This is a genomic window from Catellatospora aurea, from assembly GCF_042663325.1.
Classification (GTDB): domain Bacteria; phylum Actinomycetota; class Actinomycetes; order Mycobacteriales; family Micromonosporaceae; genus Catellatospora; species Catellatospora aurea.
The window spans coordinates 1-17,932 of the sequence record NZ_JBHTAC010000063.1 but is presented as its reverse complement, the minus strand read 5'-3'; the positions used below and the strand labels follow the sequence as shown (position 1 = coordinate 17,932).

Sequence of the window (17,932 nt, the reverse complement as noted above, 5' to 3'; positions counted from 1 at the left end):
CGGTGCCCATCTGATCGCCCACTACGCCGACTGGTGGACCGAACAACCCGAACTCGTCCGGCCGTACGCCGCCGGATAGGACTGCCTCTGCCGCCAGCAGAGGCAGGCGGGCGCGTACGGCTCCTGGCTCGCACCCCGCGGTCCGTACGCGCCCGCCCCCCACCGCGCCTGAAGATCACGCATAATCCGTCGTCGTGAGCGATCCCGTGGCGCAGGGCGACGACCTCCTCGACGACCTGCAGCGAGCCGAAGCCCTGCTGGCGGTGGGCCGTCCCGACTCCGCCGGGCAGATCCTGGCCGGGGTGCTGGGCCGCCACCCGGACAACGCCGCCGCCCTGTGCCTGCTGGCGATCGTGGAGAGCAGACGCGGCGACCACCGGGCGATGCTGCGGGCCGCCGACGCGGCCGTGGCCGCCGAGCCGAGCAGCGACTGGGCACACCGGCTGCGGTCGACGGCGCTGCGCCATCGCTGCCGCCCGCCGGAGGCGAGGGAGGCGGCGCTGGAGGCCGTACGGCTCGCGCCGGACAACTGGGCCTGCCACGTGGTGCTCGCCGACAGCGAGCTGCTGGACGAGACCGTGGTCGGCGTCGAGTCGGCGTATCTGGCCGCGAGCAGGGCCGTGGAACTCGCGCCGGACGTGCCGGACGCGCACCTGACGCTGGGCCGGGTCCACGCGGCGGCGTTCGATCCCGCGTACGCGCAGGCCTGCTACGAGCAGGCGCTGGCGCTCGATCCGCAGCACGTGGCCGCGCGCAACAACCTGGCCGTCGAACAGCTCAGGACGGGCCGTTACACCGCGGGCGGCCGGACGCTGATCGACGCCCTCGCCCAGGACCCGCAGCACGTCCTGCTGCACCGCAACCTGGGCCAGGCCGTGCACGCCTGGCTGCACCGCCTCGCGGACGGCGCGGTGCTGGCGTGGCTGTGCTGGGCGGCCGTCCTGCTGACCGGGAGCCCGCGCGCCGAGCGGATCGCCGGTGGCGCGCTGGCCGTGCTGGTGGCCGCCGGCGCGGGGTGGTCCTACGCGCGGTTGCCGACCGCGATGCGGCGGCTGGTCCGCAGACCGCCCACCCGAGCCGAGTACGGCCGGATCGTGGCGTGGGCCTGCGTCGCCGTGCCGTTCGTCGCGCTGCTGCTCAGGCCGGTCGCGAGCACACCGGCGGGGCGGGGCGTCGCCGCGGGCGTCACCCTGCTCGCCGTCATCGCGGCTTTCGTCACGGCGTCGCGGGCGTACACCCGGCTCCTCGGCGCTGCCGCACGGCTGCACCGCAGGCGGCGGCACCGGGCCTTCCTCCGGCGCGGTCCCCGGCAGCCGGACGCGGGCGCTCGCAGGTTCGAAGCCAGGTACACCGCCCTGTCCGCGGTCGCGATCGGCGGCCGGGTCGTCGTCGCGCTGGTCGCCGTCGGTGTCATCGCCGGGCTGGTCCTGCGACCGGACGGTGCGGCCGCGCCACCGCCCGCCGACGTGCTGACCGGCCGCTGCCTGACGTCGTCCGACGGCGGCCCCGCCCGGCCCGGCGTCCTGCTCCCAGGCCAGGCGCAGCTCGTGGCCTGCGACGACGCGCGGGCCGTCTACCGCGTCACCGGCATCATGACGTCGCCCTCGACCGGCCCGGACGGCCCCCAGGCCGTCTTCTGCGGCGACGCCTCGCCGAACACCGCCCAGACCGTGCTGCTCGGCTGGCACGACGGCGCCCGCCTCGTCTCCCTCTGCCTCGCCACCACCGGCTGACGTGCCGCCTCTTTCGGGGAAACTGCAGCAATCGCGGACTTGAATGCTGCGGTTTCCGCCGAAACTGCGAGCGCGACGCGGCGGCTGGGGGCCCTGACGAGCGGACTAGGCTGATCCACATGACGTACGTGGCAGACCCGAAGCGATACGACTCCATGATCTACCGTCGCAGCGGCCGGAGCGGGCTGAAACTGCCCGCGATCTCGCTGGGCCTGTGGCACAACTTCGGCCACGAGCGTCCCTGGGACCGCCAGCGCGACATCGTGCGCCGCGCCTTCGACCTGGGCGTGACGCACTTCGACCTGGCCAACAACTACGGCCCGCCGCCGGGTGCGGCCGAAGAGAACTTCGGCCGGATACTGGCCACGGATCTCAAGCCGTACCGCGACGAGCTGGTCATCGCGACGAAGGCCGGTTACGACATGTGGCCGGGTCCGTACGGCGAGTGGGGTTCGCGCAAGTACCTGACCGCGTCCCTCGACCAGTCGCTCCAGCGGATGGGCCTGGACTACGTCGACGTCTTCTACTCGCACCGCTTCGACCCGGAAACCCCGCTGGAAGAGACGATGGGCGCGCTGGACGCGGCCGTGCGCGCGGGCAAGGCGCTGTACGTCGGCATCTCCTCGTACACCTCGGCGCAGACGCGCGAGGCGGCGGCGATCCTGAAGTCGCTGGGCACGCCGCTGCTGATCCACCAGCCGTCGTACTCGATGATCAACCGCTGGACCGAGCGCGACCAGTTGCTGGACACCCTGGAGGAGGTCGGCGCGGGCTGCATCTCGTTCTCGCCGCTGGCCCAGGGTCTGCTCACGGACCGCTACCTCAAGGGCGTGCCGGACGACTCGCGCATCCGGACCAGCCGCTTCCTCAACGAGGACGCGCTGACCCCGAGCAACCGGGTCAAGGTCGAGGGCCTCAACGAGATCGCGAAGCGGCGCGGGCAGTCGCTGGCGCAGCTGGCGCTGGCCTGGGCGCTGCGCGACGAGCGCATGACCAGCCTGGTCATCGGCGCGTCGAGCGTGGCCCAGCTGGAGAACAACGTCGCCGCGCTGGGCAACCTCGACTTCACCGCCGAGGAGCTGACCGAGATCGACCAGTTCGCCACCGAGGCGGAGATCGTCATCTAGTGCTGGACGCGCATCAGCTCGTCGTCGAGCACGGCATCCTGTCGGTGGTGGTGGGCTCGCGGGCGTACGGCCTCGCGGGCCCCGCCTCCGACACCGACCGCCGCGGCGTGTTCGTCGCGCCGACCCGGCTGTTCTGGGGCCTGGACAAGCCGCCCACGCACGTGGACGGCCCGGCCGAGGAGCAGTTCTCCTGGGAGGTCGAGCGGCTGTGCACGCTCGCCCTGACGGCGAACCCGACGGTGCTGGAGTGCCTGTGGTCGCCGCTGGTCGAGCTGTGCACGCCGACCGGTGAGCGGCTGCTGGCGGTGCGGGGCGCGTTCCTGTCCAGCCGGGCGGCGGAGACCTACGGGCGCTATGCCGCCGACCAGTTCGCGAAGCTGCGGGCGCACCGGGAGCGCACCGGCGAGGTGCGCTGGAAGCAGGCCATGCACATGCTGCGGCTGCTGCGGGCCGGGGCGCACGTGTTGCGTACCGGTGAGGTGCTGGTCGACGTGTCCGACGAGCGGGAGCTGATGCTGTCGGTCAAGCGCGGCGAGGTGCCGTTCGAGCGGGTGTCGGCGCTGGCCGAGCAGCGCTCCGCGGACCTGGCGCGGGCGGCGGCGGACACCGTGCTGCCCGCCGAGCCGGACCGGGCCGCGGTGGAGAAGTTCCTGGTGGGCGTACGCGAAGAAGGGCTGGACTCGGCCGTTCGGTGACGACGGCGGCCGATCGGGTGGCCTTACGGCACGGCACGGTCGTTGTGGATACTTGCCCGGTGACCCGACCCCTCGGCCGCCGCCTCGCGCTGCTCTGTGCCGCGCTCCTCGCCACCGCTGTCGCCGCCTGCGACTCCGCCCCCGACGACCCGGCGTTCGTGTCGCCGAGTTCGGCTGCGCCGTCGGGTTCGGGCGCGCCCGAACCGGCCCCGGCCGCGTTCAGCGGCTGGCACGACCCCGCCTCGGCCGGCAAGCCGTGGGGCGACAAGGTGCCGGGGCTGTTGACGTTCCGGGGCAACCCGACGCGCACGTTCCACGGCTCCGGGCCGATGCCGAAGACCAAGCCCGAGGAGCTGTGGCGCTTCCCGAAGTCGGGCAACATGTGCCGGCCGTCGGTCGACGAGCACGGCGAGCGCATCTGGTGCGGCATGGGCTGGACCGGCCAGCCCGCGGTGTTCGAGCGCGAGGGCAAGACCTGGCTGGTGTTCGGGGCGTACGACGGCAAGGTGCACTTCCTCGACGCGACCACCGGCGAGCGGCTGCTGCCCGACTTCACCACCAACGACATCATCAAGGGCTCGGTGACCATCGACCCGGACGGCTTCCCGCTGGTGTACACGGGTTCGCGCGACGACTACTTCCGCATCATCGCGATCGACGGCGACAAGCCCAAGGAGCTGTGGAAGCTGTCGGCGTACGCGGTGAAGCCGACGCTGTGGAACAACGACTGGGACAGCTCGGCGATCATCATCGACGACTACCTGTTCGAGGGTGGCGAGAACAGCCAGTTCCACATCGTGAAGCTCAACCGGGGCTACGACAGCAACGGCAAGGTGACCGTCAAGCCGAAGCTGATCTGGAACACCCCGAGCTGGGACGACAAGCTGATCAAGGAGGCCGGGCACAAGACGTTCTCGGTGGAGAACTCGGTCAACGTCTCCGGCAACACGATCTACTTCGCTAACTCGGCCGGGCTGGTGCAGGGCTGGGACATCAGCGGCCTGAAGAGCGGGCAGAAGCCCAAGCGGGTGCTGCGCTTCTGGACCGGTGACGACACCGACGGCTCGATCGTCTCCGACGAGCAGGGCATGCTGTACGTCGGCTCGGAGTACGAGAAGAAGAACGCCCGGTCCAAGACCGTCGGGCAGCTGATGAAACTCGACCCGAGCAAGCCGAACGACCCGCTGGTCTGGAAGATCGACGAGCGCAACGGCGGCACGTACAGCACCGCGGCCCTGCACAAGGACATCGTCATCTTCGGCACGCACGCCATGGACCTGGTCGGCGTGGACCGGGAGACGGGCAAGGTGCGCTGGCGGCACCACGTGCCCGGGATGGGCCACGGCTCGCCGGTCATCATCGACGACGTGCTGATCATCGGTGACTGCAACGCGGGCTGGCTGTACGCGTTCGACGTCGCCGACACCTCGGTCGCGCCGAAGCCGCTGTGGAAGGTCAAGCCCGGCGCGTGCATCGAGTCGACGCCCGCGGTCTGGAACGGCGTGATCTACGTCGGCACCCGGGCCGGGCAGCTGCACGCCCTCGCGCTGCGATGACGGTCACGATCCCGGACTGGACCGGCCAGGTCGCCGACGAGCAGCCGTACCCGCTGGTCTTCGCGACCGTCAGCGGCGCGCACCTGTACGGCTTCGCCTCGGTGGACTCCGATGTGGACCTGCGCGGGGCGCACCTGCTGCCGGTCACGGAGCTGGCCGGGCTGCGGCAGGGCCCGGCGACGATCAACCACATCGGCGACCGGCACGGCGTGGAGCTGGACCTGGTCACCCACGACCTGACCAAGTGCGCCACGCTGCTGCTCGGCCGCAGCGGCGACGTGCTGGAGCAGGTCACCTCGCCGCTGGTGGTGCGCACCACACCGCTGCACGCCGAGCTGCTGTCGCTGGTGCCGGGCTGCCTGAACGCGGGCTACGCCGACCACTACCTCGGCTTCTCGATCTCGTCGGAGAAGCTGTTCGCGAAGACCGGCGAGCTCAAACCCGCGCTGTACCTGCTGCGGGTGCTGGCGACCGGCCTGCACCTGATGCGCACCGGCAAGGTGGTGGCCGACCTGAACCTGCTGCACGAGGACGCGAAACTGCCGTACGTGCCGGATCTGATCGCGGCCAAGCGGCAGGGCGAGCACCGGCGGCTCGGCGTCGACGAAGGGCTGCCCGGCCCGGAGCAGATCCTCGCCGACACGGTCCGGCTGCGCGAGCAGCTGACCGAGGCCAAGGCGACGACCGCGCTGCCGCCCGCGCCGACCGCCTACGACGCGCTGCACGACCTGATCGTGCGGGCCCGCCTCGCCGCCCGCTGACGGGCACAAAAGGGCCCGCCTGCGCCCCTGACCGGCGCAGGCGGGCGTTCATGGGCCCGTAGGGCGGGTTACCGGCGGCGCCAGTTGCGGCCGCGCACGGCGGTGGCGAAGCCGGCCAGGTGCAGGGCGATGAACAGGAAGCCCAGCAGGGACAGCGTGCCGACGGTGAACAGCGGCTCGACGCCCTCGCCGAGCAGGTCCAGCAGCAGGGCGAGCCCGAAGCAGATCGCGGCGATGATGGCGAACATCGTGACTCCAGTTATGTCAGTAGGGGTTGACTGACACTGGGATGTCCACATGCGCATGAGCGCAAACCTCAGCGCAGTGCCACCAGCAACCGGCCCTGCTCGGTGGTGGTGACCTGGGTGCCCAGTTCCGCGCAGGCCTTGCCGAACCGCCAGCCGATCCACTCCGCCTCGTGCGGCATCGCCAACCGGGTCCGGGTGAAGTCCAGCGCCAGCGGCACCGCCTCCACCGACACCGGCCCGAGTTCGTCGACGGTCACCTCGAACAGCAGCCCGAGGTCGTTGCGCAGGCCGGGGTCGACGGCGTAGTCGTCGACGAAGTCGCCCAGGTCGTACAGCACCGGCCCGTGCACGCCGTGGAACACGTGCGCCGAGTGCCCGGCGACCAGGGTCGCGCCGGCGGCGAGCAGCTGCGTCGCGGCCTGCCGCACGTGCCCGACCGGGCCGCTGGTCATGTTCGGGCCCCAGTGCGGGGTCACCAGCGCGACGTCGACCTGCGCGGCCATCTCGGCGACCAGCTCGGCCAGCCAGTCCGGCACGCCGTGGCGCAGGTCGGCGAAGGCGACTCCGGGTCCGTCCTCGGTGGCCGCGAAGTCCTGCGGGTGGTCGGTCACGCCGAGCACGCCGAGGCGTACGCCGCCCGCCTCCAGCAGTCGCCACGCCCGCGCCCTGGCCTGGTCGGGACCCGCGCCGACCACGGCGACCCCGGCCCGGTCCAGGTGCTCGAGGGTGTCGGCGAGCGCGAGAGGGCCGAAGTCCAGGGCGTGGTTGTTGGCCAGGGTCACGCAGTCGACGCCCAGCCAGGCCAGCAGACCCGCGGCCCGGGGCGGGGCGCGGAAGAAGAACGGCTTGCCCGGCGCGGGCCACGGCTCGCCGCGCTCCGAGATGCAGCACTCCAGATTGACCACGCACAGGTCCGCCGCGGCGGTGAGCTGCCGCACCTGTTCGGCGAAGATCTCCTCGTACGCGGCGTGCCCGAGGGTGAGCCGGTCCGCCACGGAGCGGCCGAGCATCGTGTCCCCCGCCAGGACGAGCTTCACGCCCTCATTGTGCTCCTCCGGCGATCTTGTGGGCCGGTTTGCCGGGCGAAATCCGGCCGTTCCGACAAGATTCCCGACAGCGGGCGCGGCGAGGGATGATGGGGCACAGGAGGACGCCCATGCGACCCACTCTGCGGTTGGGCACCATCGCCGGCATCCCGGTCGGCGTGCACTGGTCGGTGCTGCTGATCATGCTCCTGCTGGGCCAGGGGCTGGCGACCGCCGTGCTGCCCGCGGGCGCGCCGGGCGGCTCCACCGGGGCGTACTGGATCGTCGCCCTCGCCGTCACCGTGCTGTTCCTCGGCTCGCTGCTCGCCCACGAGCTGAGCCACGCCATCGTCGCCCGTCACTACGGGGTGAGCGTGCGCCGGATCACGCTGTGGCTGCTCGGCGGCATGGCCGAGCTGGAGTCCGAACCGCCGCACGCCCGCGCGGACCTGCTCGTGGCGCTCGCCGGCCCGCTGGCCAGCCTCGGCGCGGCGGCCCTGTTCGGCGCGGCCGCCGGCGGGCTGTACCTGACCGGGCTGGCCCCGCTGGCCTGGGTCGCCTTGGCCTGGCTGGCGCTGGTCAACGCGGTGCTGGCGGTGTTCAACCTGCTGCCCGGCGCGCCCCTGGACGGCGGCCGGGTGCTGCGCGCGGCGCTGTGGTGGTGGCGCGGCGACCGGGCCTTCGCCGCCCGTACGGCCGCGCGGGCGGGCATGGTCGTGAGCATCCTGATGATCGCGGGCGGCACGCTGCAGGTGCTGTGGCTGGCCGACATCGGCGGCCTGTGGCTGGTGCTGCTCGGCTGGTTCCTGCTGTTCGCGGGCCAGGCCGAGCAGGCCGACGCGCGCCTGCGCTCCGCTCTGTCCGGAGTCCTGGTCCGCGACGCGATGACCCCACCGCCGCCCGTGGCCGGCTACGTGACCCAGCGCCTCGCCGACTTCATCACCGTCGCCGCGTCCCACCGCCCCGCCGACGCCTACCCCGTGCTCGACCCCGACGGCCGCCCCGCCGGCCTGGTCACCCTCTTCTCTCTGGCCCGCCTGTCCCCCGCCCAGCGCGCCGGCAAGACCCTGCGCGACGTCCGCTTCCCCCTGGACCGCCTCACCGTCCTGTCCCCCGACGACCCCCTCGAAGAAGCCGCCCGCCGCGTCGCCGCCACCCGCCTCCCCTGCCTCGTCATCTCCCAGGGCCTCCTCGTCGGCCTCCTCACCTCCGCCGACCTCTCCCGCACCATCGACCTCCACACCCTGACCGAAGGAAGGGCACCTTCACATCGCTCTGGGTAGAGGAAGGGCACCTTGTTGCGCTTGTTGCACATTCATGGCAACAGCGGATACCTTGCGGAACGTGTCGTCACCCGGTGTCGTCGTCGAAGCCCTCCTGCTCTCCGTGCAGGACGGCGGCCTGCGCTACCGCCGCCGCAGCAGCCCGGTCACCGACGGGGCGCACCCGGACGACGTCGCGCGCCTGCTGGCGGGCCTATCGCCGTGCACCGAGGGCGGCCTGCTGCACTCGACCTCATGGCGGGTCGAGCAGGGAGCGGTCGTGCTGACGTACGCGGCCCTGCCCGACCTGGACCCCCGGCACACCCGTCCGGTGCGGCTCGACGCGATGACCTCCGGACCGCACCCGCTCGCGCCCAGCCCCGCCTCCGTGGACGTGGACGCCGTCGCCGCGCACGCCTGCCGCCACCTCGCGATGCTCGCCGACACCGATGCCACCGTCGCGGCCGCCACCCGGCTACTGCCGCAGCTGTGGGAGCCGCTGCGCAAGCTCGCCCCGGTTCCGGCGGGAGCCCTGACGGCCGTCGCGGTCTGACGGGACCCGTCGCTCCGCCCCGTCCCGCCTGATCCGCGCCGGTCTTCCGCCATGCGGCGTCGAGGCCCACCGCGCGCTCCTGGCGTCGACATTGCTCCTTCGCGGGCAGCGGCCACGCCGCCGATTCCACGAGAGTGGCGGATCGACGACTAAGGCCGCCTCTTATCGGGTAGATGTGGCTGCGAAGGAACTGTCGGACCTTTGGGAGGAAAGTATGAGCCAGACCGCGAGCAGCACCACCCGGCGCAAGGCCACGACCGCGGCGAAGAAGGCCACCAAGGCGACGAAGACGGCGGTCAAGAGCACGGCGAAGACCTCGCCCAAGGCGGCCGCCAAGACCCCGCAGGGCAAGAAGTCCATGCCGGCGGCGGCCGTGGGACAGGACGCGATCACGATGCTCAAGGACGACCACAAGGTGGTCGAGAAGCTGTTCAAGGAGTTCGAGAAGGCCGGGGAATCGGCGTACGCAAAGAAGCGAAAGATCGTCGACCAGGTGATCGCCGAGCTGACCACACACGCGTACATCGAGGAGAGCCTGTTCTACCCGACGGCGCGCAAGGCCGCGCCGGAGACCGGCGAGCACGTCCTGGAGAGCGTCGAGGAGCACCACGTGGTGGCCTGGATGCTGAACGAGCTGAAGAACACCGACCCGCGCGACGAGCGCTTCGACGCCAAGATGATGGTGCTGATGGAGAACGTCCGCCACCACGTCAAGGAGGAGGAGCAGGAGTGGTTCCCGGAGGTCCGCAAGGCGATGAGCCGCGGTGACCTCAAGGAGCTGGGCGCGAAGATGGAGGCCGCCAAGAGCAAGGCCCCCTCGGATCCGCTGTCCCTGAGCAGCGCCAAGGCCTGAGCCCGACCGGCCGCCGCCCCGACCGCGCCCGCGGTGCGGGGCGGCGGCGCTGTTTGCCGCCGAAGTCGGCCTTCGGCTGTGCCGCCGCCTGGAGCCTGCACCCCGGCTGGTTCGCATGTGGCGGCTGGTTGATCCCCTGCCTCGATCGCCGACACAGCGGCTGCTCAGCACACAGACACGGTTAAGAAGGTGCCCTTCCTCTACGCGGAGCGATGTGAAGGTGCCCTTCCTTGCATGAACTGAGCGTTGGAGACGGCGGCGGCGTGGGGGTCGTTGTTGAAGTAGACGTAGGCCGGGGCGGACGCCGGGAACGTGGTGGTGAGGCGGGTTAGCCAGGTGGTGAGGGCTGCTCGGCCGTAGCGCGGGCGAGGGGTGGCGCGGCCCTCGTGGAGGCGGAGGTAGGCGAAGTCGGTGGTGCGCCAGAGCGGGGTGATCGGGCGGCCGAGGCGGTCGGCCCAGCACAGGGCCGCGTGGTGGTGTTCGAGGACGGACCGGGTCTCGTCGGTCCACCAGGAGCGGTGGCGGGGCTCGACGGCGACGCGGAGGTGCGGCGGGAAGCAGCGCAGGACCGCCGCCAGGGCCTCGGGGTCGGCGGGCAGGGTCGGTGGGAGCTGGAGGAGCACCGGGCCCAGGTGGTCGGCCAGGGCGGCGGTGACGGCGAGGAAGCGGTCGACGGGCTCGCGCGGATCGCGCAGGCGTTTGACGTGGGTGAGGTACCGGCTCATCTTGACCGCCATGACGAAGCCGTCGGGAAGCTGGTCGTGCCAGGCGGCGAACGTGTCGCGGGGCGGCAGGCGGTAGAAGACGCTGTTCACCTCGACGGTCGGGAAGTGCTCGGCGTAGTGCCGCAGCCAGAGCCGCTGCGGCAGGCCGGGCGGGTAGAACGGGCCGCGCCAGTCGGCGTACTGCCAGCCGGAGGTGCCGACGAGGATCACGGTTGTCTCGTCACCCGAAGCGGGGCCCGGCAAACCCGCGTGTGATCATCAAGCGGTGGCGGTGACGGGTGTGCACGATCGGGACGAGCTGGCGCGGCTGCTGGGCGGCGCTCCGGCGCTGCACGCGTACCAGCTCGGCGACCTGGACGACTTCTTCTGGCCGTACACGACCTGGTATCGCGACGGCGACGCGGTCGCGCTGGTGTACCACGGCGGCGGCCTGCCCGTGCTGCTCGCCTTCGACGACCGCCCGCAGAGCTCGCACACGCTGCTGGCGGGGCTGGTCCCGCTGCTGCCGCGGCGCTTCTACGCCCACCTGTCGCCGGGGGCCGAGCGGGTGCTGGCCGCGCAGTTCGACGCCGTGCCCGGCGGCCCGCACCTGAAGCTGGCGCTGACCGACCCCGGCGCGCTCGCCGACCCGCTCGGCGACGTGCTGACCGCCGCCGACCTGCCCGAGCTGCTGGCGCTGTACGAGGTGGCGTATCCCGGCAACTGGTTCGACGCGCGGATGCTGGAGACCGGGCAGTACGTCGGGGTGCGCCGCGACGGCGAGCTGCTGGCGGTGGCGGGCGTGCACGTGTGGTCGCCGAAGTACCGGGTGGCGGCGCTGGGCAACGTCACCACGCATCCGCGGGCCCGGGGCGAGGGCCTGGCCAGGGGCGCGGTGTCGGCGCTGTGCCGGCGGCTGCTGGACACCGTCGATCACGTGACGCTGAACGTGCTGGCCGGCAACGGCGCGGCCCGCTCGCTGTACGCCGGGCTCGGCTTCACGACGGCGGCCGAGTACGGCGAGTTCACCTTCACCGCTCGTTGACGAGTCCCGCCGCGGCTCCTACTCTCGACGCCGTCCGGTGATGTTGGATTTCGTTGGAACGGGTGGAATTCCGTGGGTGGTTCGGAGCTGGTGGCGCTGCGCGCCGCGGGGGTGTCGCTGGTGCTCGACGTGGCCGGGCCCGGCCTGCCCCGGGTGCTGCACTGGGGCGCCGATCTCGGCGAGACCCCGCTCGACCAGCTGGCCGCCGCGCAGGACGCGGGCGGCAACGCGCTGCCGCCGACCGCGGCGCTGCTGCCCACCCAGTACGACCGCTGGGCCGGCCGCCCCGGGCTGACCGGCCACCGCGACGGCGGCCCCGGCCACCTGCGGCTCACGCTGTCCGCGCCGGTCACGGTCGCGGTCGACCCGGCCGGCGGGGGTACGGTCACCGCCCTGTCGCACGACGAGGTCGCGGGCATCGCGGTACGCACCGAGCTGGAGCTGACGCCGCAGGGCCTGGTCCGCCAGCGCCACGCCGTGACCAGCACCGCCCCGGGCGTCTGGCACCTGGACAGCCTGCTCTGCCTGCTCCCGGTGCCCGCCCAGGCCGCCGAGGTGCTCGACTTCACCGGCCGCTGGTCACGTGAGCGCGCCCCGCAGCGCAGCGCGTTCGGCGACCAGACCATCGCGCACGAGAGCCGGCGCGGCCGCACCGGCTTCGGCGCGCCGTCGCTGTTCACGGCGGGCACGCCCGGGTTCGGCTGGCGCACCGGCGAGGTGTGGGGCGTGCACGTCGGCTGGTCCGGCGACCACCAGCACCTGGCCCAGCGCCTGCCCGACCGCGACGGCGTGCTCGGCGGCGGCGAGCTGCTCGAACCCGGCGAGGTACGGCTGGCCGAGGGCGAGACGTACACCGGCCCGTGGGCGCACTTCGCGTACTCGGCGGCAGGCCTGGACGGGCTGTCCGCGGCCGTGCACGGCTGGCTGCGGGCTCGGCCTTCGCACCCCGTCTCGCCGCGGCCGCTGACCCTGAACACCTGGGAGGCCGTCTACTTCGACCACGACCTCGGCAAGCTGACCGAGCTCGCGCGCACCGCCGCCGAGCTGGGCGTGGAGCGCTTCGTGCTCGACGACGGCTGGTTCCTCGGCCGCCGCGACGACAGGGCGGGCCTCGGCGACTGGCACGTCGACCCGGACGTGTGGCCCGACGGCCTGCACCCGCTCGTGGACGAGGTGACCCGCCTCGGAATGCAGTTCGGGCTGTGGGTCGAGCCGGAGATGGTCAACCCCCGCTCTCGGCTGGCCGAGCAGCACCCCGACTGGGTGCTGGCCGCCCCCGGCCGGCTGCCCGAGGAGCAGCGCTGGCAGCACGTGCTCGACGTGGCCCGCCCCGAGGTCTTCGCGTACCTGCTGGAGCGGCTCGACGCGCTGGTCGCCGAGTACCGCCCGGCGTACCTGAAGTGGGACCACAACCGGGACCTGGTCGAGGCGGTGCACGGCGGCGCGGCCGGGGTGCACGCACAGACCGACGCCGTGTACCGGCTGCTCGACGCGCTGCGCGAGCGGCACCCCGGCCTGGAGATCGAGTCGTGCTCGTCCGGTGGCAGCCGCGTCGACCTGGGCGTGCTCGCCCGAACCGACCGGGTGTGGGGTTCGGACAACAACGACCCGCTGGAGCGCCAGCACATCCAGCGCTGGACCGGCCTGCTGCTGCCCCCGGAACTGGTCGGCTGCCACGTCGGCCCGCCCGTCTCGCACACCAACGGCCGCGCGACGTCGCTGGCGTTCCGCTGCGCCACCGCGCTGTTCGGCCACGCGGGTATCGAGTGGGACATCACCGCCTGCACCGCCGACGAGCGGGCCGCGTTGCGTTCCTGGATCGCGGCGTACCGGCGGCTGCGCGGCCTGCTCCACACCGGACGCACGGTTCGCGCCGACCACCCCGACCCGACGGCCTACCTGCACGGCGTGGTGGCGGCGGACGGCGGGCACGCGCTGTTCGCGTACGCCCAGCTGGGTTCGAGCGCCCGCGACGGCGCGACCCGGCTGCGACTGCCCGGCCTGGACCCCGACGCGGCCTACCGGGTGTCCCTGCTGCCCGAACTACCCGGCCCGCACCTGCACGGCCGCCCCTGGCAGCCGGACCTGGTCCTGACCGGCGCGGCCCTCGCCGCCCACGGCCTGCTCGCCCCGCCCCTGCGCCCCGCCGAGGCGTTCGTCCTCGAACTCCACCGCGAGCCCTGACCCGCCCACCCCACCACGTTGATCATGAACTTATGGCACGGCTCGACGGCGTGTCGCTGCCATAAGTTCATGATCACCCGAAGGGCTCGGCCGGGGTCAGGGCTTCTGCCGGCGGCGCTGGGCCTGGATGCCGACTCCGAGCGCCACGCCGACCGCGATGCCCATGCCGATGCCCAGGGCGAGGTTGTCCAGCGCCAGGCCCAGCGCCGTGCCGATGCCCGCGCCGAGCGCTATGCCCAGGGCCAGGGTGCTGCCCGACTCCTTGTCGCCGTCGTTGCCACCCTCGGCGTCGGGCCCGCCGCTGCCCGCACCGTCAGCCGGACCTTCCGCGGGCTTGTCCGCACCGCCGGCCGGATCCCCCACCGGCCTGTCCGGTTCCCTGCCGTCCGCCATGTTCGCCTCCCTCGTCCTACGCATCCGGTCGGGGCACCACATACCCGGCTCGCACCGAACCATGTCAGACGCCGGCAACCCGCGCACCGACGGGCCACGCCGCCGCCCGCGGGCGGGACTCGGCGAGTGGGCCCGGGATCCGGACGCCGGGCGGGTCACTCCGGCAGGCGGGTCACTCCGGCAGGCCGGGGATCGCGAGCTGCCCGGGAATCTCCGGGATGGGACCGCCGGACTCCGTCTGGTCTGACGGCTCGGACCGGGTGGCGTCCGCCGCCATGGGCGGCAGGGGCATCGGCGGCAGCGGTTCGGACGGCAGGTGCGGGAAGATCCGGGCGAGGTCGGGCAGGCGGCGGGCCGTCTCGGCCGGGTCGTCGAAGTTCCAGTGCTCGTCCTGCAGGGTCTGCAGCCGGGGCTCGCGCCGGTGCTCCTCGACGGCGCGGTAGATGTTGGCGCCGTGGCCGCGTACGCCCTCGAAGGCTTCGGAGGCGGCGTAGTTGAGCTCCTCCCATTCCGGCCACTCGTCCGCGCGCCAGTCGGCGCGCTCGCGACCGGCCAGGGCGCGGACCTGCGGCTCGCGGGCCAGCGCGTCGGGGTCGTCGACCAGGCGCTCGAAGGCGTCCCGGCCCAGGCTCATCAGCCAGGTGCGGAAGTAGCAGAAGCCGTCGTCGGAGCAGCCGCCGAAGATGCGGTAGGCCGCGCCCCACATCAGCCAGGTCATCGCCCGGTCGGACGCGTCGTCCAGGTGCGCCTCGAAATCCAGGATCTCCTCGACCTCACGGGCCGCGAGCTGCCCCTGGATCCAGCCGGCACGGCGCGCCCGGCCGGGTTCCTCCCGCACCGCACGCTCGATGAGCCCCCAGAACTCCCCCACATCCACGGCAGGCACTCTCCCACATCCGTCCGACGGTCCGACCCCGGCACCGATATCGATCACGGTGCCAGGGCGGCGACACGCCGTCGAGCCGTGCCATAAGTTCATGATCAGCGGAAACGAGGGCCCGGGCGGGTCGGGGTGACCCGCCCGGGGTGGAGGGGGTCAGCCTGCGGGGAACAGGCTGCCGTAGTCGGCGAAGGCCATGGCGATGTCGGACTGCGCCCAGAAGCGGTGGTAGGTGAAGGTGGGCGCCGGGCCGGTGCCGTTCATGTACGCCTGGACCGCGGGCCAGGCCGGGTCGGTGGCGTAGAACGGCCGGACGGACATGAAGGTCGAGCTGGAGTTGATCGGCACGCCGGTGCCCATCATGCCGCTGAAGCCCGACGGGACGTACATGCCGGTCTGCGTGGTGGAGTTCCACACGTCGTCGAACCGGTTGTAGTCCTCGCGGACCTCGGGCACCACGATGCCCTTGGTGTCGTTCGCCTTGAGCAGGATCATCCGGTCCAGCAGGCCCTTCGCGGTCGCCTTGGCGGAGTTGCCCAGGGTCGAGCCGTTCTCCTTGGCCGCGTAGTAGGTCAGCGTACGGGCGTAGGCCGCCGCGACGCCGACGTCGTTGCTGGTCTTGGACACCGTGACGTGCAGGCCGGGGTTGGCCGCCGGGGTGCCGCCGCCGCTGAAGTTGCCGGACGGCTGGCCCGACCAGGTCATGTCACCGGGGATGGTGAACGTCGAACCCGAGCCGAGCGTGGTGTTCGCGATCGCCCAGGCGACCCACTTGTCGAGGATCTGCTTGGCCTTGGCGTTGCCGGTGACGTAGTACAGCTCCGCCACCCGGTGCAGCGACCACGCCTGGAAGCCGAACCACTGGTTGCTCGGCGGGTCGTGGTAGACCGGCTTCACGTCGTACGCCATGCCGTAGAACGTCGGCGTGCCGGCGGGAGGAGCCGAGTAGTTGCCGTTCCAGCTGTTCGTCGCGCCACCGGCGATGGCGCCCTCGGCCGACTGCAGCCAGAGGTAGAAGTCCAGCTGGCGGGTGAGACTGATGTCCCAGTCGGCCGCCGCCGTCGGCGACAGCGGGCGCAGCGCCGACGGGCCCGACGAGCCGAGCACGTACGCCGCCAGCGGGTTCTGGTAGCCCTGGTGGTTGTGGCTGGAGCCGATGCGCCACGACCACGCCCCGCCGATGTCGCCGCCCCAGGCGTAGTACCACGACATCAGGTAGTTGCTGCTGCTCTTGCCACTGCCCGGCGTGCAGGAGGTGGAGGTGCAGCCCGGGGTCTTGAAGTACTTGTCGTACATCGCGTACCGCAGGAAGTCGCCCATCTTGGCGGCCTTGGCGATGGTGGCCGAGATCTGCGACTGGTTGCCCTGGGCCGTGGCCCACTGCAGCGCCCAGTACGCGGCCTCGACGGCACGCGCGTCGGCGTCCGGGGCATTGGTGTAGCGCCACTGGTTGGTGCCCGAGCCCTGGATGAACAGCGACGGGAAGTTCGCGAACCGGCCCGTGTCACAGGACGGGTGCGCAACCGTCTCCCAGGTGGACTCCTGCGGCCCGCGCTGGAACGTGTTGATGTAGGTGACGCGCTGGGTGCTGTCGCCGCACTCGGCGCCGGTCCGGCCGGTGCCGTACTTGTACACGTCGTCGACGTCCAGCAGCCAGTGCATGCCGTAGATGTTGCGGTTGCCGTACGTGCTCTGCAGCTCGTTGGCCAGCGGGTCCTGGCCGGCGACCACGCTGGTGCTCAGCGGCACCGGGTAGCCGTTGGGCTGCAGCGCCTCGGGCGCGTAGTCGGCCGGGTCGCTCGGGTTGTACGTGCTCTGCCCCGGCTGGGCGGCCGCGGACGGGATGATGTACTGCTCGGTGATGTTCCAGGCGTTGTTGAACGGGGTCCAGTTGCCGGTGACCCGGCCGTACTGGGCCTCCATCCAGATCCAGAAACTGAACGCCTCCGACGTCGTCTCGTGGCCGTGGTCCGGCGCCTCGACGAGCAGCGTCTCGATGGTGTGGTACGGGATGCCCTCCGGCGAGAAGTAGCCGTTGGCCGGGTCCTTGAGCTTGTTGTACTGGGTCGTGAACTCGGTGATGTAGGCGTTGGCGGTGTTCTCGTCATCGACCTCGGTCGCGGTGACGGTCACCGAGGTCAGCCCGCTGGACGCGACCGTGATCGGCCGGGCGCCGTTGGTGCTGTCGGAGTCCTGCGCAGCCGCCAGGGTGACGTTCTGCGTGGTGTTCCAGTTGCTCGTGGTGAACGTCAGGCTCGCGCCCGACGACACCGTGATGCTGGTGTCACCGGAACCCGCGGTGTTCGTGACGGTGACGTTGCCGCTCGGCTGGATCGCCAGGCGCACGGCGTACACGGCGGTCGAGCCCTCGGGCACGCTCACGCTGGTCGGCGTGACCACCAGGGACTGCGTGGTGGTGGTGTCGTTGTCGGCCTCGGTCGCGGTCACGCTGACCGAGGTCAGCCCACTGGACGCGACGGTGATCGGCCGGGTGCCGTTGGTCGTGTCGCTGTCCTCGGCGGCGGCCAGGGTCACCGTCTGGGGGGTGCTCCAGTTGCTCGTGGTGAACGTCAGGCTCGCACCCGACGACACCGTGATGCTGGTGTCACCGGAGCCGGCCGTGTTGGTCACCGTCACGTTGCCGGACGGCTGCGCGGCCAGGCGCACGGTGTACGTCGCCGTGCCGCCCTCGGGCACCGTGACGCCGCTCGCCGACACCACCAGGGACTGCGGCGTGACCGAGTCGTTGTCGGCCTCGGTGGCGTTGACCGTCACCGACGTCAGACCACTGGCGGCGACCGTGAACGGCCGGGTGCCGTTGCTGGTGTCGGAGTCCTCCGCGGCCGCGAGGGTCACGATCTGGTTGGTGTTCCAGTTGCTCGACGTGAACGTCAGGCTGGCGCCCGACGACAC

16 protein-coding genes are annotated in these 17,932 nt (G+C 72.1%); 10 read left to right on the top strand and 6 right to left on the bottom strand.

All coding sequences use genetic code 11. The features are described from left to right. The first annotated feature begins 194 nt into the window (after window positions 1-194). The 5 genes from ACFQO7_RS35115 to ACFQO7_RS35095 all read left to right on the top strand — a co-directional run bounded on the left by ACFQO7_RS35115 (window position 195) and on the right by ACFQO7_RS35095 (window position 5,872). Complete coding sequence (locus tag ACFQO7_RS35115) at window positions 195-1,733, top strand: tetratricopeptide repeat protein (protein WP_376810437.1); 1,539 nt, start codon at window positions 195-197, stop codon at window positions 1,731-1,733. Window positions 1,734-1,852: 119 nt separating this feature from the next. Continuing rightward, complete coding sequence (mgrA, locus tag ACFQO7_RS35110; RefSeq protein WP_376810436.1) at window positions 1,853-2,860, top strand: L-glyceraldehyde 3-phosphate reductase; 1,008 nt, start codon at window positions 1,853-1,855, stop codon at window positions 2,858-2,860. Beyond that, complete coding sequence (locus tag ACFQO7_RS35105) at window positions 2,860-3,555, top strand: nucleotidyltransferase domain-containing protein (RefSeq protein ID WP_376810435.1); 696 nt, start codon at window positions 2,860-2,862, stop codon at window positions 3,553-3,555. Before mgrA ends, ACFQO7_RS35105 begins: the two co-directional genes overlap by 1 nt. A 59-nt stretch (window positions 3,556-3,614) precedes the next feature. Next, window positions 3,615-5,111: an outer membrane protein assembly factor BamB family protein gene (locus ACFQO7_RS35100; protein ID WP_376810434.1), complete on the top strand. Its 1,497-nt coding sequence runs from the start codon at window positions 3,615-3,617 to the stop codon at window positions 5,109-5,111. Further along, entirely contained in the window at window positions 5,108-5,872 is a 765-nt protein-coding gene (locus tag ACFQO7_RS35095) for a nucleotidyltransferase domain-containing protein (protein ID WP_376810433.1), read from the top strand. Before ACFQO7_RS35100 ends, ACFQO7_RS35095 begins: the two co-directional genes overlap by 4 nt. 68 nt (window positions 5,873-5,940) lie before the next feature. Here the strand turns inward: ACFQO7_RS35095 and ACFQO7_RS35090 are convergent, their stop codons facing one another. Both ACFQO7_RS35090 and ACFQO7_RS35085 read right to left on the bottom strand, forming a co-directional pair. Next, entirely contained in the window at window positions 5,941-6,120 is a 180-nt protein-coding gene (locus ACFQO7_RS35090) for a hypothetical protein (protein WP_203690742.1), read from the bottom strand. A gap of 68 nt (window positions 6,121-6,188) precedes the next feature. Continuing rightward, a complete protein-coding gene (locus ACFQO7_RS35085; RefSeq protein WP_376810432.1) occupies window positions 6,189-7,157 on the bottom strand; it encodes a CapA family protein in 969 nt (322 codons plus the stop codon). 119 nt (window positions 7,158-7,276) lie between these two features. On the opposite strand from ACFQO7_RS35085, the gene ACFQO7_RS35080 reads away from it, so the two are divergent. From ACFQO7_RS35080 to ACFQO7_RS35070, 3 genes are all read left to right on the top strand, one after another. Further along, the gene (locus tag ACFQO7_RS35080) at window positions 7,277-8,428 is read left to right on the top strand and encodes a site-2 protease family protein (protein ID WP_376810431.1); all 1,152 of its coding nucleotides are present in this window, start codon (window positions 7,277-7,279) and stop codon (window positions 8,426-8,428) included. Window positions 8,429-8,489: 61 nt separating this feature from the next. Further along, window positions 8,490-8,960, top strand: coding sequence for a hypothetical protein (locus tag ACFQO7_RS35075; RefSeq protein WP_376810430.1), 471 nt, complete (start codon window positions 8,490-8,492; stop codon window positions 8,958-8,960). A 214-nt stretch (window positions 8,961-9,174) separates the two neighbouring features. Further along, window positions 9,175-9,813, top strand: coding sequence for a hemerythrin domain-containing protein (locus ACFQO7_RS35070; RefSeq protein WP_376810429.1), 639 nt, complete (start codon window positions 9,175-9,177; stop codon window positions 9,811-9,813). 200 nt (window positions 9,814-10,013) lie between these two features. Here the strand turns inward: ACFQO7_RS35070 and ACFQO7_RS35065 are convergent, their stop codons facing one another. Beyond that, window positions 10,014-10,748 (bottom strand): DUF72 domain-containing protein, encoded by a 735-nt coding sequence (locus ACFQO7_RS35065; RefSeq protein WP_376810428.1) that lies wholly within the window; start codon window positions 10,746-10,748, stop codon window positions 10,014-10,016. A gap of 55 nt (window positions 10,749-10,803) precedes the next feature. On the opposite strand from ACFQO7_RS35065, the gene ACFQO7_RS35060 reads away from it, so the two are divergent. Next, entirely contained in the window at window positions 10,804-11,562 is a 759-nt protein-coding gene (locus tag ACFQO7_RS35060) for a GNAT family N-acetyltransferase (RefSeq protein WP_376810427.1), read from the top strand. A 72-nt stretch (window positions 11,563-11,634) separates the two neighbouring features. Next, window positions 11,635-13,746 (top strand): alpha-galactosidase, encoded by a 2,112-nt coding sequence (locus ACFQO7_RS35055; protein WP_376810426.1) that lies wholly within the window; start codon window positions 11,635-11,637, stop codon window positions 13,744-13,746. A gap of 96 nt (window positions 13,747-13,842) precedes the next feature. Here ACFQO7_RS35055 and ACFQO7_RS35050 read toward each other — a convergent pair whose 3' ends face one another. The 3 genes from ACFQO7_RS35050 to ACFQO7_RS35040 form a co-directional block, all read right to left on the bottom strand. Further along, window positions 13,843-14,139 carry a glycine zipper domain-containing protein gene (locus tag ACFQO7_RS35050; protein ID WP_376810425.1) on the bottom strand — a complete coding sequence of 99 codons (297 nt, stop codon included), beginning with the start codon at window positions 14,137-14,139 and terminating at the stop codon, window positions 13,843-13,845. 172 nt (window positions 14,140-14,311) lie between these two features. Next, a complete protein-coding gene (locus ACFQO7_RS35045) occupies window positions 14,312-15,025 on the bottom strand; it encodes a DUF4240 domain-containing protein (RefSeq protein WP_376810424.1) in 714 nt (237 codons plus the stop codon). Between the two features lie 150 nt (window positions 15,026-15,175). Continuing rightward, a partial coding sequence (locus ACFQO7_RS35040; protein ID WP_376810423.1) for a glycoside hydrolase family 48 protein occupies window positions 15,176-17,932 on the bottom strand: 2,757 nt, incomplete at its 5' end.